This window comes from Pseudomonas sp. PvP100, assembly GCF_017833055.1.
Taxonomy (GTDB): Bacteria; Pseudomonadota; Gammaproteobacteria; order Pseudomonadales; family Pseudomonadaceae; genus Aquipseudomonas; species Aquipseudomonas syringae.
On the sequence record NZ_JAFIBO010000001.1, the window covers coordinates 5,445,082 to 5,467,989 of the forward strand.

21 protein-coding genes are annotated in these 22,908 nt (G+C 60.4%); 17 read left to right on the forward strand and 4 right to left on the reverse strand.

Features of this window, described 5'->3' with window-relative positions; genetic code table 11:
* The first annotated feature begins 9 nt into the window (after positions 1-9).
* From JOE39_RS23570 to JOE39_RS23625, 12 genes are all read left to right on the forward strand, one after another.
* Positions 10-1,149, forward strand: a complete 1,140-nt coding sequence (locus JOE39_RS23570; RefSeq protein WP_016567162.1) for a trypsin-like peptidase domain-containing protein — start codon at positions 10-12, stop codon at positions 1,147-1,149.
* Between the two features lie 66 nt (positions 1,150-1,215).
* Complete coding sequence (locus JOE39_RS23575; protein WP_003392690.1) at positions 1,216-2,349, forward strand: phosphoribosyltransferase domain-containing protein; 1,134 nt, start codon at positions 1,216-1,218, stop codon at positions 2,347-2,349.
* The gene (locus JOE39_RS23580; protein WP_024664620.1) at positions 2,342-3,100 is read left to right on the forward strand and encodes a trehalose-phosphatase; all 759 of its coding nucleotides are present in this window, start codon (positions 2,342-2,344) and stop codon (positions 3,098-3,100) included. The genes JOE39_RS23575 and JOE39_RS23580 overlap by 8 nt, the downstream gene beginning before the upstream one ends.
* Complete coding sequence (locus JOE39_RS23585) at positions 3,093-4,187, forward strand: cysteine protease StiP family protein (RefSeq protein ID WP_024664621.1); 1,095 nt, start codon at positions 3,093-3,095, stop codon at positions 4,185-4,187. Before JOE39_RS23580 ends, JOE39_RS23585 begins: the two co-directional genes overlap by 8 nt.
* Positions 4,187-5,137: an HpcH/HpaI aldolase/citrate lyase family protein gene (locus JOE39_RS23590; RefSeq protein ID WP_024664622.1), complete on the forward strand. Its 951-nt coding sequence runs from the start codon at positions 4,187-4,189 to the stop codon at positions 5,135-5,137. Before JOE39_RS23585 ends, JOE39_RS23590 begins: the two co-directional genes overlap by 1 nt.
* Complete coding sequence (locus tag JOE39_RS23595; protein WP_016567167.1) at positions 5,138-5,884, forward strand: HAD-IB family hydrolase; 747 nt, start codon at positions 5,138-5,140, stop codon at positions 5,882-5,884.
* Positions 5,885-5,930: 46 nt separating this feature from the next.
* The gene (locus JOE39_RS23600; protein ID WP_003423042.1) at positions 5,931-6,524 is read left to right on the forward strand and encodes a TerD family protein; all 594 of its coding nucleotides are present in this window, start codon (positions 5,931-5,933) and stop codon (positions 6,522-6,524) included.
* A complete protein-coding gene (locus tag JOE39_RS23605; protein ID WP_129396262.1) occupies positions 6,521-7,720 on the forward strand; it encodes a TerD family protein in 1,200 nt (399 codons plus the stop codon). Before JOE39_RS23600 ends, JOE39_RS23605 begins: the two co-directional genes overlap by 4 nt.
* A 51-nt stretch (positions 7,721-7,771) precedes the next feature.
* Positions 7,772-8,221 (forward strand): tellurite resistance TerB family protein, encoded by a 450-nt coding sequence (locus JOE39_RS23610; RefSeq protein ID WP_003317761.1) that lies wholly within the window; start codon positions 7,772-7,774, stop codon positions 8,219-8,221.
* A 26-nt stretch (positions 8,222-8,247) separates the two neighbouring features.
* Positions 8,248-9,282 (forward strand): TerC/Alx family metal homeostasis membrane protein, encoded by a 1,035-nt coding sequence (locus tag JOE39_RS23615; RefSeq protein ID WP_003345106.1) that lies wholly within the window; start codon positions 8,248-8,250, stop codon positions 9,280-9,282.
* A 27-nt stretch (positions 9,283-9,309) separates the two neighbouring features.
* A complete protein-coding gene (locus JOE39_RS23620; RefSeq protein WP_003317758.1) occupies positions 9,310-9,885 on the forward strand; it encodes a TerD family protein in 576 nt (191 codons plus the stop codon).
* Positions 9,886-9,922: 37 nt separating this feature from the next.
* Entirely contained in the window at positions 9,923-10,501 is a 579-nt protein-coding gene (locus JOE39_RS23625; protein ID WP_003317757.1) for a TerD family protein, read from the forward strand.
* Between the two features lie 223 nt (positions 10,502-10,724).
* On the opposite strand, the gene JOE39_RS23630 is transcribed toward JOE39_RS23625, so the two are convergent.
* Together JOE39_RS23630 and nadC are read right to left on the reverse strand one after the other, a co-directional pair.
* Entirely contained in the window at positions 10,725-11,801 is a 1,077-nt protein-coding gene (locus JOE39_RS23630) for a TIGR00266 family protein (protein WP_161421657.1), read from the reverse strand.
* Positions 11,802-11,848: 47 nt separating this feature from the next.
* Entirely contained in the window at positions 11,849-12,697 is an 849-nt protein-coding gene (gene nadC / locus JOE39_RS23635) for a carboxylating nicotinate-nucleotide diphosphorylase (protein ID WP_004415124.1), read from the reverse strand.
* 354 nt (positions 12,698-13,051) lie between these two features.
* Between nadC and JOE39_RS23640 the strand changes: the two genes are divergently transcribed.
* From JOE39_RS23640 to ampE, 3 genes are all read left to right on the forward strand, one after another.
* Positions 13,052-15,307: a DUF1631 domain-containing protein gene (locus JOE39_RS23640; protein WP_122220592.1), complete on the forward strand. Its 2,256-nt coding sequence runs from the start codon at positions 13,052-13,054 to the stop codon at positions 15,305-15,307.
* Positions 15,308-15,513: 206 nt separating this feature from the next.
* The gene (gene ampD / locus JOE39_RS23645; protein ID WP_003317752.1) at positions 15,514-16,062 is read left to right on the forward strand and encodes a 1,6-anhydro-N-acetylmuramyl-L-alanine amidase AmpD; all 549 of its coding nucleotides are present in this window, start codon (positions 15,514-15,516) and stop codon (positions 16,060-16,062) included.
* A gap of 15 nt (positions 16,063-16,077) precedes the next feature.
* Positions 16,078-16,914: a regulatory signaling modulator protein AmpE gene (gene ampE, locus JOE39_RS23650; protein WP_210080215.1), complete on the forward strand. Its 837-nt coding sequence runs from the start codon at positions 16,078-16,080 to the stop codon at positions 16,912-16,914.
* Between the two features lie 35 nt (positions 16,915-16,949).
* On the opposite strand, the gene JOE39_RS23655 is transcribed toward ampE, so the two are convergent.
* The gene (locus tag JOE39_RS23655) at positions 16,950-17,750 is read right to left on the reverse strand and encodes a TatD family hydrolase (protein ID WP_024663876.1); all 801 of its coding nucleotides are present in this window, start codon (positions 17,748-17,750) and stop codon (positions 16,950-16,952) included.
* Entirely contained in the window at positions 17,747-18,742 is a 996-nt protein-coding gene (gene cra, locus JOE39_RS23660; protein ID WP_024663877.1) for a catabolite repressor/activator, read from the reverse strand. The genes JOE39_RS23655 and cra overlap by 4 nt, the downstream gene beginning before the upstream one ends.
* Before the next feature lie 354 nt (positions 18,743-19,096).
* Here cra and ptsP point away from each other — a divergent pair, with 354 nt between their 5' ends.
* Both ptsP and pfkB read left to right on the forward strand, forming a co-directional pair.
* The gene (gene ptsP / locus JOE39_RS23665) at positions 19,097-21,967 is read left to right on the forward strand and encodes a phosphoenolpyruvate--protein phosphotransferase (protein ID WP_122220591.1); all 2,871 of its coding nucleotides are present in this window, start codon (positions 19,097-19,099) and stop codon (positions 21,965-21,967) included.
* Positions 21,967-22,908: a 1-phosphofructokinase gene (gene pfkB, locus JOE39_RS23670; RefSeq protein ID WP_024663879.1), complete on the forward strand. Its 942-nt coding sequence runs from the start codon at positions 21,967-21,969 to the stop codon at positions 22,906-22,908. Before ptsP ends, pfkB begins: the two co-directional genes overlap by 1 nt.

Below are 22,908 nucleotides of genomic sequence, written 5' to 3' on the forward strand. Positions count from 1 at the left end.
GGATCGGGCATGAAGCTTCTTGCGCCAGGTGCAAACACTGCTTTAGCTAACGCCCACTGCACCTGGAACCTGGAGAGCGGTAAGTCTTCGGTTTTTGGTGAGTACGCAGCGGTCGCCTTGCTGGCGGTCAACGACAAGCGCCAGCCGATGGGCGATCCAGCGTTGCTGCATCAGGAACAAGGCTGGATGGAGTGGAGCGGCGGCCCTCAGGACGTTGGCTGCACGTTAAGGCTGGACAGGTTGCCGACAGGCAGTGATCGCGTGCTGCTGATGGTCTATGTCTATGCGGCCATGGGGCCGATCCGTGATATCGGCAGCCTGCACCTCAAAGTGGATGGCGATATCGAGCACCGCCTGGACCTGCGCGATAACGGCGAAGCGGCGATCATCATCGGCGAGTTCTACCAGCGCAATGAGCAATGGAAATTCCGCGCGCTGAGCGAAGGCTCGGCGTATGGACTGTCGGCGTTCGGGCGCAAGATCGGTCTGGACGTGGACGACCGTCATCCGCGCCGCCCGTCTGCGGGTTCGGGTGGCGGGCCACGGCATGAGTCGGCGACCGGCACAGCGTTCGTGGTCGGCCCGGCGCACGTCATGACCTGTGCGCATGTCATCGAAGACATGGGCGTGTTCTACATCACTTCACTGGAGGGCCGTTACAAGGCCGAGCCAGTGGTCATCGACCGTCGCAATGACATCGCGCTGCTGCGCGTGCAGGGCGCACCGCTGTTGTCTCCGGTTACATTCCGGGACGGGCAGGGCTGTGAGCCGGGTGATACCGTAGCGGTTTTGGGCTATCCACTGGCGTCCATTTCAGGTGGCGGGTTGCAGGTGACTCAGGGCGGGATCTCCGGTCTGTTCGGCCTGCACAACGATGCCAGCCTGTTTCAGTTCACGGCACCGATACAGCCGGGGTCCAGTGGCAGCCCGTTATTCGACAACGGGGGCGCGGTGATTGGCATGGTGACCTCAACCGTACCGGACGGGCAAAACATGAACTTCGCCGTGAAGTCCGCACTGTTGCTGGCCTTTCTGCAGGCGTGCCGCATCGACGCTGCGCATGCCCGCCCGGAAAGGTCCTACACCACCACAGAAATCTCACGCACCGCTCAGTCGTCGTTATGGCTCGTTGAAGCCTCTCGCCAATGAAGTCGGTGTTGCCTGGCTGGTCTGCAGGCGTCAGGGGCTGCGGCCCCGCTAATCAGGAATTTATCGATGGACAGCAGCGCAGCTTTTTCCAACCCTACAAAGCTTCGTGCTGATCTGCTTCGTGGTCGTCTCGATGTCAGCGTCGATTCGTCGACCATCGCTCCGGATTCCCTGTTCGGCTTTGCCGAGCGGCGTAACCCCAAGCGCGCGTTTCTCTTCGTGTCCCGAGTCTTGGGACGCCACATCCCTGCGCGCCCGAGCGTGATGCTGAAAAGTTTTCAGGACCTGGCGCACAAGATCCCCGCAGACCTGCCCGGCCCGGTGCTGGTCATCGGCATGGCCGAAACCGCCGTGGGCCTCGGCGCCGGGGTACACCGTGCCTACAGCGCAACGCGCCCGGATGCCCTGTACATGGTCAGTACGCGCCATCCGACCGGCAGCGCGCTGTTCGCCCGCTTTGAAGAAGAGCACAGCCACGCCAGCGCTCATCTGATCCACCTGCCCGTTGATCCGGCGTTACGCGAGATGATGCTCGGTGCCCGTTCGCTGGTGCTGGTCGATGACGAGGCGTCGACAGGCAAGACCTTCATCAATCTGCATCAGGCGCTGGTCGATGCCGGCTTGAGCAAGATCGAGCGGGTAGTGACCTGCGTGCTCACCGACTGGTCGGCGGGCGCGGTCAGTACCTCGATGGGCGCAGTGGCAGAGCAGGTCTCGCTGCTGCAAGGCTCGTACTCCTTTGATGAAGACCTAAGCGCGCCGCTGCCGGAGATGCCGGAAGTCGGCACCGTCGCCATGGGTGACTGGCCGCTGGTCACTGCCAACGACTGGGGGCGCATGGGTGTGCTGTCGGTGGCCGATACGCTGGCGCCCGGCATTACCGTCAAAAAGGGCGAACGCATTCTGGTGGTTGGCACCAGTGAGTTCGTCTGGCGCCCGTTCCTGCTCGCCGAGCGTCTGGAAAAAGCCGGAGCCGACGTGCATTTCAGTTCCACCAGCCGTTCACCGATTGCACTCGGTCACGCCATCGACCATGCGCTGTCGTTCTCCGACAACTATGGCCTGGGCATTCCCAACTTCCTCTACAACGTGCGGCCGGGGCAGTTCGACCGGGTGCTGATCTGTACCGAAACACCTAGGCAGGCCGTGCCTGCCGAGCTGATCGAAGCACTGAACGCCGAGGTCATCTGCGATGAGTAACGACCGCCCGCTGATCTTCGTCGATCTGGACGACACCCTGTTCCAGACCGCGCGCAAAACGCCGGCTGACATTGAAAAGCACGTCGCAACCCTGGACATCACGGGTAATGCCAACGGCTACATGACCAACGTGCAGAAGTCGTTCGCGCACTGGCTGCTGGCGCATTCCGATGTGGTGCCGGTGACGGCGCGCAGTGTCGAGGCCTACAGCCGGGTCAAACTACCGTTCACCGCAGGCGCGATCTGCTCCCATGGTGGGGTGATGCTCGATGTCATGGGACGGCTGGACCATGACTGGAACGAACAGATGAAAAAGACCCTGGCCAGTTACCAGTCGCGCCTGCATGAGCTGTCGGCGACGACGCTGGCGATCGGTCAGGAGCTGGGGTTTTCACTGCGCGGCTGGGTGGTCGAAGAGGCGCAGCTGTTCCATTACGTGGTGACCAAGCACAACGAGAGCGATGACAGCATCCTCGGCAAAGTACTGGCCGAAGTGCAGGCGCGGGGCTTGCTCGACGGCATGCATATCCACGGCAACGGCAACAATCTGGCCTTCCTGCCCGAAGGGCTGGCCAAGCGTTACGCGGTCCAGGAGTGGCTGCGGCGCGACAAAGCGACCAATGGCGAACGCCCGGTGCTCGGTTTTGGCGACAGCATTACCGATCTGGGTTTCATGGACGAGTGCCACTGGTGGGCGACACCTGCCCGCAGTCAGTTGGCGAAAATGTTTGTCGGAGCAGCGCATGAGTGACCCCGTTCACGGGCTCGATACGGTCGGCAGCGGCAGTTACCTGCACGATGATGTGCATTTTCTGTTGCGCGGCGTGGCGCTACAGACCACCAGCGTCGAGGAGAAGGAGCGCCTGATTCAGACGCGACAGAAACACTATTCGGAAATGATCAGCGAAGAGTCGGCCCCAAGCGTCGCCCACAAGGCGCTGTATGAGCGGGCGCTCGAGCAGAACGGCGCGCGCATGGCCGACGATGTACAGGCCCTGGCCCAGGCGCTCGCCCGCGAGTGCGCAGGTGCTGAAATCATTCTGGTGTCGTTCGTGCGCGCCGGTCTGCCGCTGGGTGTGCTGTTGCGACGGGCGCTGATCGATCTGGGCCGCGAAGCGCACCACTACGGCATCAGTATCGTCCGTGATCGCGGCATTGATACGGTGGCGCTTGAAGCCATCATTCAGGCCCACGGCGCGCAGAACATCGTGTTCGTCGACGGCTGGACCGGCAAGGGCGCGATTTCGGGGGAGATCCGTCGCAGCTTGGCGGGCGATAAACGCTTCCCGGATCAACCTCGGCTGGTGGTGCTGGCCGATCCGTGCGGCAGCGCCTGGCTGGCAGCGTCGGCAGAAGACTGGGTGATTCCGTCCGGCATTCTCGGTGCCACGGTGTCCGGTCTGGTGTCGCGCTCTATCTGGCCGACGGACGGCGGGCTGCACGGTTGCGTGGTGTACGAGCAGTTGCTGGAGCACGACGTCACGCAGTCTTTTATTGAACAGATCGACAGCCAGCGTCGTCAAAACAGTTCTACGCTCACACTGACACCCTGGACGCTGTCTCAGCGAACCGAACTCAAGGCCGCCGCATCACAGGTGGTCGACCGTCTGGCCGAGCGCTTCAGGATCACTAACTTCAATCGCATCAAGCCGGGCATTGCCGAAGCCACCAGAGCGGTCATGCGCCGCGTGCCGGATCATGTACTGGTGCGCAACCTGGCTGACAGCGACGTGCAATTGCTGTTGCACCTGACCGAAAAAGCGGGGATCCCCGTCGAAGAAGTGGGCGATCTCCTGGGGCCCTATCGGGCCGTGACCATCATTCGGAGTCTGAGCTAATGGCCTTATTCTCGCCGTATGCGCTGGGGGCAACGCTGTATATGCCCGCGACCCGGGACGACATCGTCGATGTGGTGTTCGGTGAAAAGATTCCCGAGCTGCGTTCGCTGGTCGTCTGTCTGGAAGACGCCGTGGCGCTGACCGATGTCGACACGGCGCTGATCAATCTTCGTCAGGTACTCACCCGAATCCGCGATCGTGGCGGTCGTCCGGCCAACGGTCCGCTGCTGTTCGTGCGTCCGAGGGACGCAGCGATGGCGCGCATTCTCAACGACTGGCCGCTGATGGCGCACGTCGACGGTTTCGTTGTGCCCAAGCTCTCGCTGAAAAGTCTGACGAGTTGGGAGCAGGCCGTCACCAATCCTTCGCTGGCGTTGATGCCTACACTGGAAACCCCCGAGGTGTTCAATCCGACCGCGATGGTCGAGTTGGGGGAAGCCTTGAAGGCCAGTCTGTACGAGCGGATCATTGCGCTGCGCATCGGGGGTAATGACCTGATGGGCTGCCTGGGGCTGCGCCGCAATCCGGCCATGACCCTGTATTCGACGCCGATGGGGTATGTCATCCCCATGCTGGCGGGGGTCATGGGTGCGCAGGGCTTTTCGCTCACCGCACCGGTGTTCGAGCAACTGGCCACTCCTGACATTCTGCAGCATGAACTGGCGCTGGATATTACCAATGGGTTGGTCGGTAAAACGGCAATTCACCCCTCGCAGGTCAATATCATTCAGAATGCGCTACGCGTCAGTCTGGAGGACATGAACTCCGCCCGGATGATTTTGAACTCTGTGGCCCCCGCAGTGTTCAAGTACAACGACGCGATGTGTGAACCGGCTACCCACTACAAATGGGCAACCCACATCATGGAGCGCGCCAAATGGCATGGAGTGTTATCCGCACCCGCTTCGATCATGGATGCCAGCATTCGACTCGCTGAGGCAGTTAGCTAGATGATAGAACCTGACCTTGAAACCGCAGGACCTGATCTTGAGCCTGTAGGGCCCGACCTTGAAATCGAAGTGGAACAGCGCCTGCTGGCGGTTTTCGATTTCGACGGGACCATTACCCGCCACGACAGTTTTGTCCCGTTTCTCAAATTCGCCTTCGGGCAACGTGCCTTTTCGGTGCGCATGGCGCGGCTGGTGCTGCCCAGCATCGGCTACCTGGCCAAGCGCCTGACCCGCGACGAACTCAAGGGCCGCCTGATCAAGGCCTTCCTCAGTGGCGTCGAAGTGCAATGGCTGCAGCAGAAGGCTGAAGCGTTCTGCAAGTCGCACTGGAAACGCCTGATGCGTCCTGCTGCGCTGGAGTCCATCGCCGCTGAAATCGAGAAGGGCGCCATTGTCACGCTTTGTTCAGCATCGCCTGCTATGGTCCTGCAACCGTTCGCTGATCGCCTGAAAGTAGAGCTGATCGGTACCAATCTGGAAGTGATCGACGGCAAGTTGACCGGCTTGATCGAAGGCAGCAACTGCCGCTGCGACTCGAAAGTTGCACGGCTGGAGAGCGTCTATGGGCCGCTGACCCAGTTCCGGGTTCGCGCCTGGGGCGACACCCGAGGTGACCACGAATTGCTCGCCGCTGCTCAGGATGCGCACTGGCGTTTGTTCCATCCGACGTGGCGTCGAGGCCGTTATAAAGGCCCCGTTAACGCCAAGTTACACAATCCTGATGGCAAAGACGGGCCAACACGGTAAGGCTGTAACACTTTTATCCGAAATCCAACGTCACATGGAGCGAAAAATGGCACTCACTTTGGCAAAGAACCAGACGATCTCACTCGAGAAAACTGCTGGTACAGGCCTCAAGAAAGTCAGCATGGGACTTGGATGGGACCCTGAAAAAGCTAGTGGTTTCTTCGGTAAATTGCTCGGTGGTGGCGGCGGCGATATCGACCTGGATGCCTCGTGCATCATGCTCGACGCCGACAAAAAGCCCCTCGACCTGGTCTGGTTCCGCCAACTGCAATCGCGTGACGGTGCCATTCAGCATTCGGGTGACAACCGTACCGGCGAAGGCGCGGGCGACGATGAAACCATCAGCGTCGATCTGGAAAAACTGCCTGCCGCCGTCAAATACCTGGTGTTCACCGTCAATTCGTTCACCGGTCAGAATTTCGAAAAAGTTGCTAACGCCTACTGCCGTATTGTCGATCTGGGCAGCCGTAACGAACTGGGTCGCTTTGATCTGTCCGAAAAAGGTCAGCACACCGGCGTGGTGATGTCTTATCTGGCGCGCACGCCGTCGGGCTGGGACTTCACTGCAGTAGGCCAGGTCACCAACGGTCGCACTGCTGATGATCTGGTCGAGCTGGCGATCGGGGCTGTACGCGCATGACCCAACTCGTCCCGGGCGCAAACGCGCCGGTCGCTGCCGGCCCGCTGACGGTGGAAATTATCTACTCTCCGATCGCGGATGCGGATATCGACGTCTCCGCTTTTCTGCTGACCGCGTCCGGCAAGGTCCGTGGCGATCAGGACATGTGTTTCTACGGCCAGAAAAGCGTGAACGGCGGTGCGCTGCAGCAGACGGAAGCGTCGGCCGGACGCGCGGTGTTCAGTCTTGACCCGAGCCGTCTCGACTCGGTCATCGAGAAGGTGGCCCTGACGGCGACCATCTATGAGAACAAGGCCAGTTTTGGCAGCGTGTCACGCCTGGCCTTGAACATCACCGGCGGTATCGAAGCCGATATCCCGACCAGTGGCATGAAAGAAACCGCGCTGATTCTGGGCGAGTTCTACCTGCGTCAGGGTGCATGGAAATTCCGTTGCGTGGCCCAGGGTTTTGCCGGCGGCCTTGAGCCATTGGCGAAAAACTTCGGCGTTGAAGTCGCCGCGCCTCAGGATGAGCCTGCACCTGCACCTGCACCTGCACCTGCACCTGCACCTGCACCTGTTCCGGTGCCTGCACCCAAGTCGACCGTCAGTCTGAGCAAGATTACGCTCGACAAGACCCGTGCTTCGATCAGCCTGGAAAAATCCAGTGCCGGTTTCGGTGAGATTCGGGTCAACCTGAACTGGAACCGTCGTAACGACAGCAAGGGCGGCGGCTTCTTCTCTATGAAGAAGAGCAATGCCATTGACCTTGATGTAGGCTGCCTCTTCGAAATGCAGGACGGTCTCAAAGGCGCTGTTCAGGCGCTGGGCAACTCGTTCGGTTCACTCAACACCGAGCCGTTCATCAAGTTGATGGGCGATGACCGTACCGGCTCGATCAGCGACGGTGAGTGGCTGCACATCAATGGCGCGCACTGGAGCAAGATCCGTCGCATTCTGGTCTACGCGTTCATCTATGAAGGTGCGCCGAACTGGAAGGAAACCGACGGGGTCGTCACCATTCACGCGCCTGGCCAGCCGCCCATCGAGGTTCGCCTCAATGAAGAGGGCGGTCGTCAGGGCATGTGTGCCATTGCCCTGCTGGAAAATGACAACGGTGCGGTCAAGGTGACGCGTCGTGTGGATTTCCACAACGGCCACAGCAACATGGACAAAGCCTACGGCTGGGGCATGCGCTGGGCTGCCGGTTCCAAGTAAACAATACCGTGGTATTTCTGGGCTGGCTGTGCCGCCTCATGGGAGATAGACATGCTGGACTGGTTGAAAACAAACGCAACAGCTGCTCGCGAAAAGCTGGCTTCGGAAGTCTCGAAGTTCAAGAATCGCGAATTCATGGAGGCTGTGGTTTCCGGCTGTGCTCTGGTATCGGCCGCAGACGGTGATATCAGCTCCAGTGAAAAGCAGAAAATGGCCGGCTTCATTCAGAACTCTCAGGAACTGAAAGTTTTCGACATGAAGGACGTCATCCAGGGCTTCCAGGAAGCCTGCTCCAAGTTCGAGTTCGATTTTGAAATTGGTCGCGCCGAGGCCTTGAAAACCATCGGCAAGATCAAAAAGAAAGAAGATGCAGCCCGTTTGCTGGTGCGCGTCTGCTGTGCTATCGGTGGCGCCGATGGCAGCTTCGATGAGAAAGAGCGGGAAGTCTGCCGCACGATCTGTCGAGAGCTTGGCCTCAACCCGTCCGATTTCGACCTGTAATTTTTTACCCTAAGGAACGCAGTTAAATGGAAAGCACCTCTCTAGGCTTCCCTCCACTCACGATGGCGGTTTTCGTCGGTCTGGCCGTTACGGCCATGGCTATCGACATGTTCTCCCACCGGGGGAACAAGCCAATCACCCTCGCGCAAGCCTCGGCGTGGTCGATTTTCTGGGTCGCCATTTCGCTGGCCTTCGCGGGTTTCCTGTATGTCCAGCACGGCTCTGAAGTCGCCACGTTGTTCGTGACCGGTTACGCGCTGGAAAAAGTGCTGAGCGTCGACAACCTGTTCGTGTTCATGGCGTTGTTCTCCTGGTTCAAGATTCCGGATGGCCTGCGCCACCGCGTTCTGTACTGGGGCATCATCGGCGCCATCGTCTTCCGCGGCATCTTCGTCGCCATCGGTACCGGCCTCCTGGCGCTGGGTCCATGGGTCGAAGTGGTGTTTGCGGTCATCGTTGCCTGGACAGCCATCATGATGCTCAGGGCGGGCGATGACGACGACGAAGAAGTCGACTACTCGCAACACATGGCTTATCGCTTCGCCAAGAAGCTGTTCCCGGTGTGGCCAAAACTGCACGGCAGCAACTTCTTCGTCAGCCGCTCGGTTCTGGAGCAGGAAGTCAAAAAGCCTGAAAACGCCGGTATCACGCTGGCGGCCAAAGGCGCTTTGTTCGCGACCCCGTTGTTCCTGTGTCTGGTTGTGGCGGAAATCTCCGACGTGCTGTTCGCATTCGACTCCGTGCCTGCAATCATTGCCGTGAGCCGCGAGCCGCTGATCGTATTCTCGGCCATGCTGTTCGCGATTCTTGGTCTGCGTACCCTGTATTTCGTTCTGGAAGCCCTCAAGCGCTATCTGGTGCACCTGGAGAAAGCGGTTATCGCCTTGCTGTTCTTCATTGCCTTGAAATTGGGCCTGAATGCTACCAACCACCTGTTCCATCACGGTTACGAGATCAGCGCCAATGCCAGCCTGCTGGTGGTAGTCGTCGTATTGATCATCGGTATCGTTGCAAGCCTGCTCTTCCCGGGCAAAGACGAATCCGCGGAAGAAAAAGCGTAAACACTGGATAAAGGAGATAAACGAATCATGGCTTTGACTCTGCAAAAAGGTGGCAACCTTTCGCTGTCGAAAACCGACCCTACCCTGACCAAAGTATTGATCGGTCTGGGCTGGGATCCGCGAGCCACTGACGGACAGGATTTCGACCTGGACGCCAGCGCATTCCTGTTGGCCGCCAATGGCAAGGTCCGCAGTGAAGCTGACTTCATTTTCTACAACCAGCTCAAGAGCGCTGACGGTTCTGTCGAGCACACCGGTGACAACCGTACCGGTGCTGGCGACGGCGATGACGAAGTGGTCAAGGTCGATCTGGCCCGTGTCCCTGCCGATGTGGAGAAAGTTGTTTTCGTCGTGACCATTCACGACGCAGACAGCCGTAAGCAGAACTTCGGTCAAGTGGGTGGCTCGTTCATTCGCGTATTGAATGAGCAGTCAGGCTCTGAAGTCGTTCGCTACGACCTGGCAGAAGACGCCTCCACTGAAACCGCGATGATTTTCGCCGAACTGTACCGCAACAATGGCGAGTGGAAGTTCCGCGCCGTGGGTAGCGGTTTTGCCGGTGGACTGAAAGCCGTAGCCAACTCTTTCGGCATGAATTTCTGATTCACGCCCAACCACTTTTCTGGAAAGGATCAAGAACATGGCAGTAAGTCTGAGTAAAGGCGGCAACGTTTCCCTGTCCAAAGAGGCTCCTGGCCTGACAGAAATCACCGTGGGCCTGGGCTGGGATCCGCGTGTGACCGATGGCACCGAGTTCGACCTGGATGCGTCGATCTTCATCGTTGGCGAAAATGGCAAAGTGCTGGACGACAACAGCTTCATTTTTTACAACAACAAGAAGTCGGCTGATGGCTCGGTCGAGCACCTGGGCGATAACCGTTCAGGCGCTGGCGAAGGCGATGACGAGTCGGTAACGGTCAAGCTCACTGGCCTGGCAGCGGCAGTGAAGAAGCTGGTTTTCGCGGTCACCATCCATTCCGCCGAAGAGCGCAAGCAAAGCTTTGGCCAGGTTTCCAACGCTTACATCCGCGTTGTGAACAAGGCTGACGGCAAGGAAATCGCTCGTTACGACCTGTCGGAAGATGCATCCACTGAAACCGCGATGATCTTCGGCGAGCTGTATCGCAATGGCGAAGAGTTCAAGTTCAAGGCCATTGGCCAGGGCTTTGCCGGCGGTCTGAAGCCGTTGGCAGAAGCTCACGGCGTGGCAATCGGCTAAACCCGAGCAGCGCCCAATAAAAACCCCCGCCAGCGATGGCGGGGGTTTTTTATTGGGTGCTGATTACCGCTATCGTTCCTCACGCTCCAGCGTGGGAGTGCAGTTCACGACGCTCTGCGTCGCAAGAGCACGCGGAGCGTCCAGAAAGGCATGCGACGCAGAGCGCCGCACGATAGTCGCCAGTGCGCAGCACAGTCTCCGGTCTAATAACGTAGTGCTGAAGTCAGCGTTCGCTTCTGCCCACACCCGATGGCCCTGCGGCCAGCATGCGCCCGGCCAGTCGAGAGAAGGGCAGACTTTGCAGCCATACCGTGCCAGGGCCGGTCAGTCTGGCGAAGAACACCCCTTCGCCGCCGAACAGCATCGACTTGATGCCGCCACCGACCATGCGGATATCGTAATCGACCGTCTGGGTCATGGCCGCCAGGCAGCCGGTGTCGACATCCAGCGCTTCGCCCGCCGCCAGTTCGATCTTGCGCACCGTGCCGCCCATATGCACGAACACCCAGCCGTCGCCTTCCAGCTTTTGCAGGATGAAACCTTCGCCCCCGAACAGGCCGGTGAGGATTTTCTTCTGGAACTGGATACCGATGGAGACGCCTTTGGCGCCGGCCAGGAAACTGTCTTTCTGACAGATCAGCTTGCCGCCGAAATCACGCAGGTTGAGCGGCAGGATCGTGCCGGGGTAGGGCGCTGCAAACGCCACGCGGCCCTTACCCGAACCCTGTTGCGAAAACACCGTGGTGAACAGGCTCTCGCCGGTCAGCATGCGCTTGCCTGCACCGAACAGCGAACCCAGCAGCCCGGACGATTGATTGCTGCCGTCGCCGAAGATGGTTTCCATCTGCACGTCGCAGGTCTTGTACATCATCGCCCCGGCTTCGGCAACGGCGCTTTCGCCAGGGTCAAGCTCCAGTTCGATGAACTGGGTTTCCGTGCCGTAGAGCTTGAAGTCCACGCCATCGGTGGTCTGCGCCAGGCCATAGCCGCCGGAGGCGTTCGGGTCGGGCGTAAAGGAAGGGCGTCTGGCGGGTACAGAGACAGGCGCGTTTGTCGGGGCTGCCTGCGCGGGCAGCGCGGACGGCTTGGGCTGGATCATCTCCGGCATCGGATCAGGAAAAGGCGTCACACCGTCCTTCTTCATGGCGCGCACCTGCGGCACCTGATAGATCGGCTGCCAGTCCGGCATGCCTTGCTTCCAGCACCAGGCACCGGGCGACTCACGGGCGATCAGCCGCGCAGCATCCGCGTCCATCGGGCCGAGTTGCTTGCCCGCGTTCATCACAAACCATTGTTCCAAAGCGTCTACTCCCGAGCGAACAGTGACAGTTGGCTGTGCGCGATGTGTCAGAGGCTCAGGCGCATGGACAGGTCCACGGCTTTCACATCCTTGGTCATCGCACCGATGGAAATGTAATCGACACCCGTTTCGGCAATCACTCGAAGGGTATCGTCGTTGATGCCGCCGCTGGCTTCCAGACTGGCACGGCCTGCGGTGAGGCGCACGGCCTTGCGCATGTCATCAAGGCTTAGTTCATCGAGCATGATGATGTCGGCGCCTGCGTCCAGCGCCTGCTGGAGTTCACCCAGACTCTCCACCTCGACTTCCACAGGCTTGCCGGGTGCAATCCGGTGCGCCGCTTCTACTGCCTGAGCGATGCCACCACAGGCTGCGATATGGTTTTCCTTGATCAGAAACGCGTCGTACAGCCCGATGCGGTGGTTATGACAGCCGCCGCAGGTGACCGCATATTTCTGCGCCATGCGCAGGCCCGGCAGGGTCTTGCGGGTATCCAGCAGTTTGACCTGAGTGCCTGCCACCATGTCCGCGAAGTACTGCGCACGCGTGGCCACTCCCGAGAGCATCTGCAGGAAATTGAGCGCGCTGCGTTCGCCGGTCAATAGGGAGCGGGCCGGGCCTTCTAGGTGAAACAGCGCCTGATTCGGGCTGACGCGATCGCCATCGGTCACTTGCCAGTGCACAGCGACACGCGGGTCCAGTTGCCGGAAGACTGCATCGACCCAGGCAGTACCCGCGATCACCGCTGCATCGCGGGAAATGATGGTGGCCTTGGCCAGTCGCTCTGCCGGAATCAATTGGGCGGTGATATCGCCGCTGCCGACATCCTCCAGCAATGCGCGACGCACATTGGCCTCGATCTCGGCGGTCAGGTCGGCAATTCGTAAATTCGGCATGGCGGGCTCCAGTAGCAAAGTCGTTCGAGTATAAGGCACCGCATTCCGCTTACCCACCTGCGCCATTGCCAAGGTGTTACCCCAGGAGACGTGCAGTTGGTCGGTTTGGCAGATTCGTTTGCGATGGAACGCGAATATCGCGGTCTATCGCTGCACACGAATGCCTTGCCGGTTCTTTCGCGAGAATGAAAGAAAAGTCTCACTGGCGTCGATGACAAGTTTTGAAAGATAATCCGACTTGTAATTGACGCCATGGGTTTGACGTTGTGCAAGGTCAAGAGGGTCGCTTCACAGTGCGGGGGTAGCAAGCCACGTTTGTGATGGGGTTCAGGTTGTTTCCTGTCAGGGGGTGTAATGCCGAACGACGAAAAAGTAGTGCCGTTGAGCAAATCGTTCCCTTTGCAGGGGGTGGGGACTCCTTTGGCCCGATTACCTGTTGTGTTGTTGCAGGTTCGCGACAAGGCGGCCCAGCAGCTCAAGGATGCATTGCAGGCGTTGTTCGATAACGCTGACGATACGCTGTTCGAAATGGCTGACCGCGCCCGCAGCAATACTGAGCAGAACATCTTTTTTGAAGCCATGCGTGACCTGCGCCTCAAGCGCAAAAGCATAGAACGTGGTTTTCTCGACAAGTTTTACGAGTCTTTCCTGGTCCTGGGCCAGTATCAGATTCAGGAACCCGTGCTTCCGGCCGCTGTGTCTTTCGACAAGCTGTCGTTGGTGCACAACGATGATCTCGAGAAGACCGTGGCCGTGGACGCCATGGTCAGCAAAGTCATGAGCCGTGACGCCCTCGCTCTGGGCCAGCTCACTGCCCGCCTGAACGTCCTCATTCCTCAAGCCATTGCCGAAGACTCCAACCCGCTGGGGCCGGCGATGCTCTGCAGATTCTTTCTGGAGGCAGGGCGCAGCCTTGGCGTCGAGATCAAGGTCAAGCTGATCATTCTCAAACTGTTCGAGAAGTACGTCCTGGCCAATACGGACGATCTGTACAGCGAAGCCAATCAGTTGCTGATTGCCACGGGTGTATTGCCGGACATGAAAGCGTTGCCGGCCCGTCGCTCATCCGACCGGGCGGCACCCAGAAGTCGCTCCGCCGAGATGTCCGACCCTGCCCTGAACGAAGCCGCCGACAAGCTCGACAAGGGTGTGCAGGAGGTGTTCTCGGCTTTGCAGGAACTGCTGCTGCACGTGCGCGGCCACCTCGCGCCGCGTCATGAGCCCAATGCCGAAGTGCGTCCGATTTCCAGCCGGGACCTGCTGCGCCTGCTGTCTCACCTGCAGCAATATGTGCCGTCGCAGGACACTTCAGACGATTTCGACCTGCGCAATCAGCTGGAACAACTGCTGACGCGCGTCAACGTCAAGACCGGAAAATCCAGAATCGTCGGTGTCGGTGACGAAGATGTCATCAACCTGATCGCCATGCTGTTCGAGTTCATTCTCGATGACCGCAACCTGACGCCTTCATTGCGTGCTCTGATCGGACGCCTGCAGATTCCGATGCTCAAAGTGGCGGTCATCGACAAAAGTTTCTTTAGCCGCGGCAGTCATCCTGCCCGTCGCCTGCTCAACGAAATTGCCACTGCCGCATTGGGCTGGGGTGGCCGCGACGACTATCAGCGCGACTCGCTGTATCAGCGCGTCGAGCAGATCGTGCAGCGCCTGCTCAATGATTTTGTAGATGATCCGGCGATCTTTTCCGAATTACTGGCGGATTTTCTGGCCTTCACCAGTGACGAACGTCGCCGCAGCGAACTGCTTGAGCAGCGTACCCGCGATGCCGAAGAGGGTCGCGCCCGTGCCGAACTGGCTCGGCAGCAGGTGCAGCACGAGCTGAATCAGCGCCTGCTGGGCAAAACCTTGCCCGAGGTTGTTGTGCGGCTGCTGCAGGAGGCCTGGAGCAAGGTACTCCTGCTGACTTGCCTCAAGCATGGCGAAGAGTCCAGCGAGTGGCAGGCTGGGCTGGAGACCATGGACGAGTTGATCTGGAGCGTCGAGCTGCATGATGATCCGCAGGCCCTGCAGCGCCTGCTGGAGTTGGTTCCGGGACTGCTCAAGTCGCTGCGTGACGGCTTGAGCAGTGCCGCTTTCGACCCGTTTGCCACCAGCGAATTTTTCAGTCAGCTGGAGTCGCTGCACGTGAAAGCGTTCCAGCACTTCTCGCGCTTGCAGGAAAGTGAGGGCGACACTGCGCAAAGCGATGCCACGCAGGCAGACGGCCAGGCCGTAGAGGGCCCGCCGATGATGGAGGTGATCGAGGAAATCGTTCTGATTACCGCTGAAGAGCAGATGCTCAATGAGCCGGTGGTCCAGCTACCTGATGACGACGCAGGCCTGCAGATGGTCGACAAGCTGCGGGTCGGTTGCTGGGTCGAGATTCAGGAAGATGAAGAGCACAAACTGCGTTGCAAGTTGACCGCGATTGTCGAGCCGACCGGGCGTTATGTGTTCGTCAATCGGACCGGCATGAAGGTTCTGGAAAAGACCCGTACCGGTCTTGCCATAGAGTTTCGCCGCGGCGCGGTACGTATTCTCGATGATGCGCTGCTCTTCGATCGGGCCCTGGAGTCCGTCATCAGCAACCTGCGCAAGCTCAAGGGCGCCTGACTGGCGGCGATGTTGTCTGTCGCCAGACGCACATTTGACTGCGGTGCCGACGCCCCGCGTCGGCCTGCAGTCCACGCCGCGCCGCCACGGATCCTTGGTGTCTACAGCGCGTTTCCTACATCGCGAATCTGTACCCAAGCCCCCATATTAGCTTCTGTCACGGGCATAATCAGCGCTACTTATTTTCCCCCGTTCAAGGAGCATTCATGCAACTGGACTCCGCAAGCGGCTGGTGCGACGGCGTGCAGCATTGCCCCTCGCCCAACTTCAATGCGCGACCCGAAGGCGAAATCTCGCTGCTGGTGATTCACAACATCAGCCTGCCCCCAGCACAGTTCAAGACCGGCAAGGTGCAGGCTTTCTTTCAGAACCAGCTCGACATCGACGAGCATCCCTACTTTGTGGGGATTGCCGATCTGCGCGTTTCAGCGCATTTTCTGATTGAACGTGATGGCGAGGTCGTTCAGTTCGTCTCTTGTCTTGATCGTGCGTGGCACGCCGGTGTTTCCAGTTTTCAGGGCCGGGAAGGGTGCAATGACTTTTCCGTCGGCATCGAACTGGAGGGGACGGATGACCAGCCTTTCACCGATGCGCAATACGACACGCTGATCGACCTGGCGCGACAGTTGCGTCAGGCGTTCGAGGCGATCACCCCCGAGCGTATCTGTGGCCACAGTGACGTGGCGCCGGGACGCAAGACTGATCCTGGGCCCTGTTTTGACTGGGCCAGGTTTCGAGCGGCTTTGCTGGATTGATGTGAGGGACGAACAATGAGTTTTCTGGTGTTACTGCTGGCCGTTCTTATCGAAAAGTTTTCTGCCCTGCGTCAGCGCGTTCAGCGTGACGGGCCGTGGCTGAAAGAACTGGCAAAACTCGAGGCCAGCCCGCGGACCTCGACACGTCCCTGGGTAATGCTGGCGCTGCTGGTGCTTGTGCCCGTGCTGATCCTGCAACTGGCGCTGACCATCATCGGCTCGGTGGCCTATGGCTGGCTGGTTCTGCCCATTCACCTGCTGGTGTTGATCTACAGCCTTGGCCGGGTTGACCTGATCGCGGTGCTCGGGCCGTTTCGCGATGCTTGCCGACGTGGCGATGCGCAGGCTGCGGTGCACGTGGCCGAGCGCGACATGGGCGTGCAGGCGGACAACAGCGAGCAATTGCTGCAGGGTGTGCAGGGCTACCTGCTCTGGCAGGCGTTTCAGAGTTTCTTCGCCGTGATTTTCTGGTACTTCGTACTTGGCCCGGTGGCTGCGCTGGCCTACAGGCTATTGGCGCTTGCCGCCGAGCACGGCAAGACACCCGCACTGGTGGAGCGCGCAGGGCAGTTGCGTCATGCCTTCGACTGGGTACCGGTCAGGCTGCTCGCCGCCAGCTTCGCATTGGTCGGCAATTTTGTCGCGGTCACCCGGGTGATGCTGCATGAGCTGTTGAACTGGAACATCAGTGCTGCACAACTGATTACGCGCGTTGGCTGCGCCGCCAGCAAGGTTCCGCCGCCGATGATGGGCGCGCAGGGCGTCACCGGCCTCGACATGCTCTGGGAGCTGCTGGTACGTGCCGCGGTAGTCTGGTACGCAGGGTTCGCCCTGTGGACCCTTCTGCTCTGATCCGATCCTGGCTGCGCAGGCTCAAGCATGTGATATCAGCTGTGTGACAGGCGAGGCCAGTCGAACAGTTCGCAGGCATTGTCCGTGCTCACCTGGGCCAGGCGCTCGGGGCTGATCTTCATCAGCCCCGCAAGGGCCTCGCAAATGTCGGGCAAGTGCTGCGGGCTGTTGCGCTGATAGGGATGCATGGCCGGCGCCATGTCCGGTGAGTCGGTTTCAAGCACCACGCTATCCAGCGGCAGTTCGGCGATGACCCGATGCATGCGCAGCGCCTGCGGCCAGGTTGCGGCGCCGCCCAGACCCAGTTTGAACCCCAGCCTGATGTACTCGCGCGCTTCTTCGCGGCTGCCGGCAAAGGCGTGAATGATGCCGCTGCGCTTTGGCCTGTGGCGCTTGAGCGTCGCGATCACATCGGCATGGCTGCGGCGCACGTGCAGCAAGGCGGGCAGGTTGAAGTCGTTAGCCAACTGCAATTGCGCGTCAAAGAGCGCCTGCTGACGCGCTCTGTCCGGCTGATCGACGTAATAATCCAGACCGATCTCACCCACCGCACACAGCTGCGGATGGCCTTGCAGGCGCGTCAGCCAGTCGCCCAGCTCGGTCAGGTGTGCTGTGCGGTGCTCATCGATGTACACCGGATGCATGCCGAACGCCGCGTACAGGGATGGGTTGGCTTCGGTCAGCTCCCACAGCCGCTGCCAGTTACGCTGATACACCCCGAGCACCACCATGCGCTGCACGCCGAGCGCCAGACAGTTGTCCAGCACTTGAGCGCGGTCGGCATCGAAGTCCGCAAAGTCCAGGTGGGTATGGGTATCGATCAGCGTCACCTTCACGCCTCGTGAATACGTTGCTTGAAGGCCCTGGCAATAGCGTGCACGCCCGGCTTGTAATCATCCTTCTCGATAGCGGCCAGCGCCAGTTGCAGGGCCTTGTCGGCGATCAGTTGGTGTTGCTGGGCCATGGCGTTGACAGGCAGCGGCAGGAAATCCAGCAATTGCGTATCGCCGAAGGTACCCAGATGCAGTGGGGTCGATTGCAGTGCCTGACTTTGCAGCACATCGAACACGCCTTGCAGCAGTACGTAGGACGTGGTGATCAACGCGTCCGGAAAATGTCCCTGGCGCTGTAGCATCTCGGTCATCAAACGCTGACCACACTGGCGACTGAACGCTTCGCCGTGCTCGACGATGGTGGCTCCGGTAAATCCGTCGAGTGCGTGTTCGAAGCCGGCGGCACGCGCGCGACTGATGCTCAGTTCAGGACGTGCACCGATCAGGGCGATGTGGCGCGGTCGGGTTTGCAGCAGGCTGTGGGTCAGTTGCAGGCAGGCGTCATGGTCGTCGCTGACCACTGAGCAGAAAAACTCGGGATTCATTTCCCGGTCGATGGCGATGATCGGCATGCCCTTGAGCTGCAATTCGCGGTAGCTGTCGTCACCGGGTGGCAGGCAGCTGGCGACCAGCAACGCATCGCAACGGCGTGCGCGGAACAGCTGCAAAAGCTGCAACTCGCTGGCGGGGTCGTCGTCGGAGCTGGCAATCAGCAGTTGATAGCCGAGGCTGCGCGCGCCTTGCTCGAGCAGTTTGGCGATGCGCGCATAGCTGGGGTTTTCCAGGTCGGGCAGGATGAAGCCCAGTGTCTTGCTATGGCGGCTGCGCAGGCCCGCCGCTTGCGGGTTGGGTCGGAAGTCGTGCTGCTCGACCACGGCTTTGACACGCTCGACCGTTGCCGGGCTGATACGCTGTTTTTCGGCCTTGCCATTGATGACGTAACTGGCCGTAGTGACAGAAACACCTGCCAGACGTGCGATATCGCTCAGTTTCACCCCGGAGTTTCCTTTTATTAGGTACGCGGCTCAGGACAATCGAATTATTTTTTTCATGGCGCTGATCTTTACACCAGACCGTAGGAAACTCCCAAGTACTTCACGTATTTTGGGAATTGTCCCACAGTGATCGCACCGTCCGGGCTTCAATGAATCCCCAGAATCGAGTAACGTGCCGGACAATTCTAGATTAAACGATTCAGCACGCCTGTTGTCTGCTGCAATCGAGATGAAAGTGATGTCCGATACGATACTCGGACGAATATCACCTTCATCCCCCCAAGCTGTCGATCACACGATCGCCATTAAAACAAGAATCAGGTGGCGCCTCGGCGCTGCACAGGAGTCAAGGCAATGCTCGAACTCACTCTGGAGCAAATATCCATGGCCCAGTCGGCTGTGGATAAAACTGCCGCACTTAAGCTGATTGCCGACCACCTGGTCGCTGATGGTCTGGTTGCCGAGGGCTACCTCACCGGGCTGATGAACCGTGAGCAGCAAGGCTCGACCTTCCTCGGTCAGGGCATCGCCATCCCACACGGTACACCCGAAACCCGCGACCTGGTGTTTACCACCGGTGTGCGTCTGATGCAGTTCCCCGAAGGGGTGGACTGGGGCGACGGACAAATGGTTTACCTGGCGATTGGTATCGCTGCCAAATCCGACGAGCACTTGCGCCTGCTGCAACTGCTGACTCGCGCATTGGGTGAAGAGGATCTTGGCCAGGCGCTGCGCGAAGCGAAGACCCCGGAAGACCTGCTCAAGCTATTGCAGGGCGCTCCGCAGGAACTGGCGCTCGACGCACAGATGATCAGCCTCGGCGTATCTGCCGACGATTTTGAAGAACTGGTCTGGCGCGGCGCACGCCTGTTGCGCAAGGCCGACTGCGTGAGTAACGGCTTTGCCGCCGTGCTCCAGCAAGTGGAAGCGTTGTCGCTGGGTGATGGCCTCTGGTGGCTGCACAGCGAGCAAACCGTCAATCGTCCTGGCCTGGCGTTCGTCACCCCCGACAAACCCATGCGCTATCTGGGCCAGCCGCTGACCGGTCTGTTCTGCCTGGCCAGCCTCGGTGAGGCGCATCAGGCGCTGCTCGAGCGTCTGTGCCTGTTACTGATCGAAGGCCGTGGCCACGAGTTGGGGCACGCCACCAATAGTCGCGCCGTGCTCGAAGCGCTGGGCGGCGAACTGCCAGCCGAGTGGCCGACCCGGCAGATTCAGCTGGCCAATGCCCATGGCTTGCATGCCCGCCCGGCGAAGATACTGGCGCAGTTGGCCAAGGAGTTTGACGGCGAGATCCGCATGCGCGTGCTGGAAACCGGCGAAGCCGCCGTGTCGGCCAAGAGCCTGAGCAAGTTGCTCAGCCTCGGCGCCCGCCGTGGTCAGACGCTGGAGTTCATTGCCGAACCGACCATCGCCGACGACGCGCTACCCGCCCTGATCGCAGCCGTGGAGCAAGGTCTGGGCGAGGAGGTCGAACCCTTGCCCGCCGTCTCGCAGGCCGAGGCTGCGCCAGCGCCGACCCCGGCTGCTGCCAAACCGCTTAGTGCTCCGCCAGCCGGTAGCGTGTTGCAGGCTGTGTCTGCTTCACCGGGCATTGCCATGGGGCCGGCGCATATTCAAGTGCTGCAAAGCTTCGATTATCCCCAGCGGGGCGAGTCGGTGGCTGCCGAGCGCGAGCGCCTGCACAAGGCGATCGGCGAGGTGCGCAGCGATATCGAAAATCTCATTCAGCGCAGCAAGTCCAAGGCTATCCGGGAAATCTTCATCACTCACCAGGAGATGCTCGAAGACCCGGAACTGACCAACGAAGTCGAGGCGCGCCTCAATAACGACGAAAGCGCGGCTGCTGCGTGGGCTACGGTTATCGAGACCGCTGCCGTTCAGCAGGAACAACTGCAGGACGCACTGCTGGCCGAGCGCGCCGCAGACCTGCGTGATGTCGGTCGCCGTGTGCTCGCGCAGATCTGTGGCGTCGAAACCGTTGCGGCCCCGGACGAACCCTACATTCTGGTGATGGATGAAGTCGGCCCATCCGACGTTGCCCGCCTCGACCCGGCGCAGGTCGCTGGCATTCTTACCGCACGCGGCGGTGCCACCGCGCACAGTGCCATCGTGGCGCGTGCGCTGGGCATTCCCGCACTGGTGGGGGCCGGAGATGAAGTGCTGCTGCTCAAGCCGGGTACCGTACTGTTGATCGACAGCCAGCGCGGACGGCTGACCGTCGCACCTGACGAGGAAACCCTGCAGCGCGCAGTTCAGGACCGTGACGCGCGTGAGCAGCGTCTCAAGGCAGCCGCCGAAGCGCGCATGGAGCCTGCTGTGACGCGTGACGGTCATGCCGTCGAAGTCTTCGCCAATATCGGCGACAGTACGGGCACACCGGCTGCCGTGGAGCAGGGCGCGGAAGGCGTCGGCCTGCTGCGCACCGAATTGCTGTTCATGGCGCATTCCCAGGCGCCGGATGAGGCCACGCAGGAAGCGGAATACCGCCGCGTGCTGACCGATCTGGGCGGGCGTCCGCTGGTGGTGCGTACACTGGACGTCGGTGGCGACAAGCCGCTGCCTTACTGGCCGATCGCCAAAGAGGAAAACCCGTTCCTCGGTGTCCGCGGTATCCGTCTTACCCTGCAGCGCCCGGATGTCATGGAAAGCCAGCTTCGCGCCCTGTTGCGTTCGGCAGACAGCGGCCCGCTGCGCATCATGTTCCCGATGATCGGCACGCTTGAAGATTGGCGTCAGGCGCGGGACATGACCCAGCGTCTGCGCGAGGAAATTCCGGTCAGCGACCTGCAACTGGGGATCATGATCGAAGTACCATCGGCGGCGCTGATCGCTCCGGTGCTGGCGAAGGAAGTGGACTTCTTCAGCATCGGCACCAATGACCTGACGCAATACACCATGGCCATCGACCGCGGCCACCCGACACTGTCGGCCCAGGCTGACGGCCTGCACCCGTCGGTGCTGCAACTGATCGACATGACCGTGCGTGCTGCGCATGCCAACGGCAAATGGGTGGGCGTGTGCGGCGAACTGGCTGCAGACCCGCTGGCCGTGCCGATCTTGGTCGGCCTGGGCGTGGATGAATTGAGTGTCTCGGCGCGCAGCATTGGCGAGGTCAAGGCCTGCGTACGTGAACTGACCCTGAGCAGCGCTCAGCAACTGGCGCAAAATGCGCTGACGGCGGGCAGCGCCGCCGAAGTCCGCGCGCTTGTGGAGGCTGTGTAATGGCGAAGATTCTTACCCTGACTATGAACCCGGCGCTGGATCTGACTGTGCAGTTGGGGCAGTTGGAGCTGGGCCAGGTCAACCGCAGCACGGCGATGCTCACTCACGCTGCCGGCAAAGGCCTGAATGTGGCGCAGGTGCTGGCTGATCTGGGCCATGACCTGACCGTTGCCGGCTTTCTCGGCGTCGACAATCAGCAAGCGTTCGAAGCGTTGTTCGAGCGTCGTCAGTTCGTCGACGAGTTTGTCCGGGTGCCGGGCGAAACGCGCAGCAATATCAAGCTGGCCGAAGGCAGTGGCCGCATCACCGATTTGAACGGCCCCGGGCCGCAGGTCAGTGAAGAGGCGCAGCAAGCGCTGTTCACCCGCGTCGAACAGATCGCACAGGGTTTCGACGTGGTGGTCGTGGCGGGCAGCCTGCCGCGCGGCGTCACCCCGGAGTGGCTGCAAAAACTGCTGGTGATGCTCAAGGACCTCGGTCTGAAAGTGGCGCTGGACAGCAGTGGTCTGGCCTTGCGCGCCGGTCTTAAGGCCGGGCCCTGGCTGATCAAACCCAACACCGAGGAGTTGGCTGATGCGCTCGACGCACCGATCATCTCCATCGCTGCGCAAGCCGAGGCGGCTGCGCGTTTGCAGGCGCAGGGCATCGAGCATGTGGTGATCTCTCAAGGCTCCGAAGGCGTGCACTGGTTCAGCCCGAGCGTGGCGCTGCATTCGCTGCCGCCCAAGGTCACCGTGGCCAGTACGGTCGGTGCGGGTGACTCGCTGCTGGCAGGCATGGTGCACGGCTTGATCACCGGTCAAGAGCCGCACAAGACCCTGCGCACTGCCACAGCGATTGCCGCCATGGCGGTGACCCAGATCGGTTTCGGCATCACCGATGCCGCGCAACTCAAACGGCTTGAAGGCGGCGTCACTGTACGCAGCCTTTCAGAACAATAA

Bases quoted from the DNA above. Each gene is read 5' to 3' on its own strand.
- JOE39_RS23570 (WP_016567162.1), top strand. From the start codon at position 10: ATGAAGCTTCTTGCGCCAGGTGCAAACACTGCTTTAGCTAACGCCCAC.
- JOE39_RS23575 (WP_003392690.1), top strand. From the start codon at position 1,216: ATGGACAGCAGCGCAGCTTTTTCCAACCCTACAAAGCTTCGTGCTGAT.
- JOE39_RS23580 (WP_024664620.1), top strand. From the start codon at position 2,342: ATGAGTAACGACCGCCCGCTGATCTTCGTCGATCTGGACGACACCCTG.
- JOE39_RS23585 (WP_024664621.1), top strand. From the start codon at position 3,093: ATGAGTGACCCCGTTCACGGGCTCGATACGGTCGGCAGCGGCAGTTAC.
- JOE39_RS23590 (WP_024664622.1), top strand. From the start codon at position 4,187: ATGGCCTTATTCTCGCCGTATGCGCTGGGGGCAACGCTGTATATGCCC.
- JOE39_RS23595 (WP_016567167.1), top strand. From the start codon at position 5,138: ATGATAGAACCTGACCTTGAAACCGCAGGACCTGATCTTGAGCCTGTA.
- JOE39_RS23600 (WP_003423042.1), top strand. From the start codon at position 5,931: ATGGCACTCACTTTGGCAAAGAACCAGACGATCTCACTCGAGAAAACT.
- JOE39_RS23605 (WP_129396262.1), top strand. From the start codon at position 6,521: ATGACCCAACTCGTCCCGGGCGCAAACGCGCCGGTCGCTGCCGGCCCG.
- JOE39_RS23610 (WP_003317761.1), top strand. From the start codon at position 7,772: ATGCTGGACTGGTTGAAAACAAACGCAACAGCTGCTCGCGAAAAGCTG.
- JOE39_RS23615 (WP_003345106.1), top strand. From the start codon at position 8,248: ATGGAAAGCACCTCTCTAGGCTTCCCTCCACTCACGATGGCGGTTTTC.
- JOE39_RS23620 (WP_003317758.1), top strand. From the start codon at position 9,310: ATGGCTTTGACTCTGCAAAAAGGTGGCAACCTTTCGCTGTCGAAAACC.
- JOE39_RS23625 (WP_003317757.1), top strand. From the start codon at position 9,923: ATGGCAGTAAGTCTGAGTAAAGGCGGCAACGTTTCCCTGTCCAAAGAG.
- nadC (WP_004415124.1), bottom strand. From the start codon at position 12,697: ATGCCGAATTTACGAATTGCCGACCTGACCGCCGAGATCGAGGCCAAT.
- JOE39_RS23640 (WP_122220592.1), top strand. From the start codon at position 13,052: ATGCCGAACGACGAAAAAGTAGTGCCGTTGAGCAAATCGTTCCCTTTG.
- ampD (WP_003317752.1), top strand. From the start codon at position 15,514: ATGCAACTGGACTCCGCAAGCGGCTGGTGCGACGGCGTGCAGCATTGC.
- ampE (WP_210080215.1), top strand. From the start codon at position 16,078: ATGAGTTTTCTGGTGTTACTGCTGGCCGTTCTTATCGAAAAGTTTTCT.
- ptsP (WP_122220591.1), top strand. From the start codon at position 19,097: ATGCTCGAACTCACTCTGGAGCAAATATCCATGGCCCAGTCGGCTGTG.
- pfkB (WP_024663879.1), top strand. From the start codon at position 21,967: ATGGCGAAGATTCTTACCCTGACTATGAACCCGGCGCTGGATCTGACT.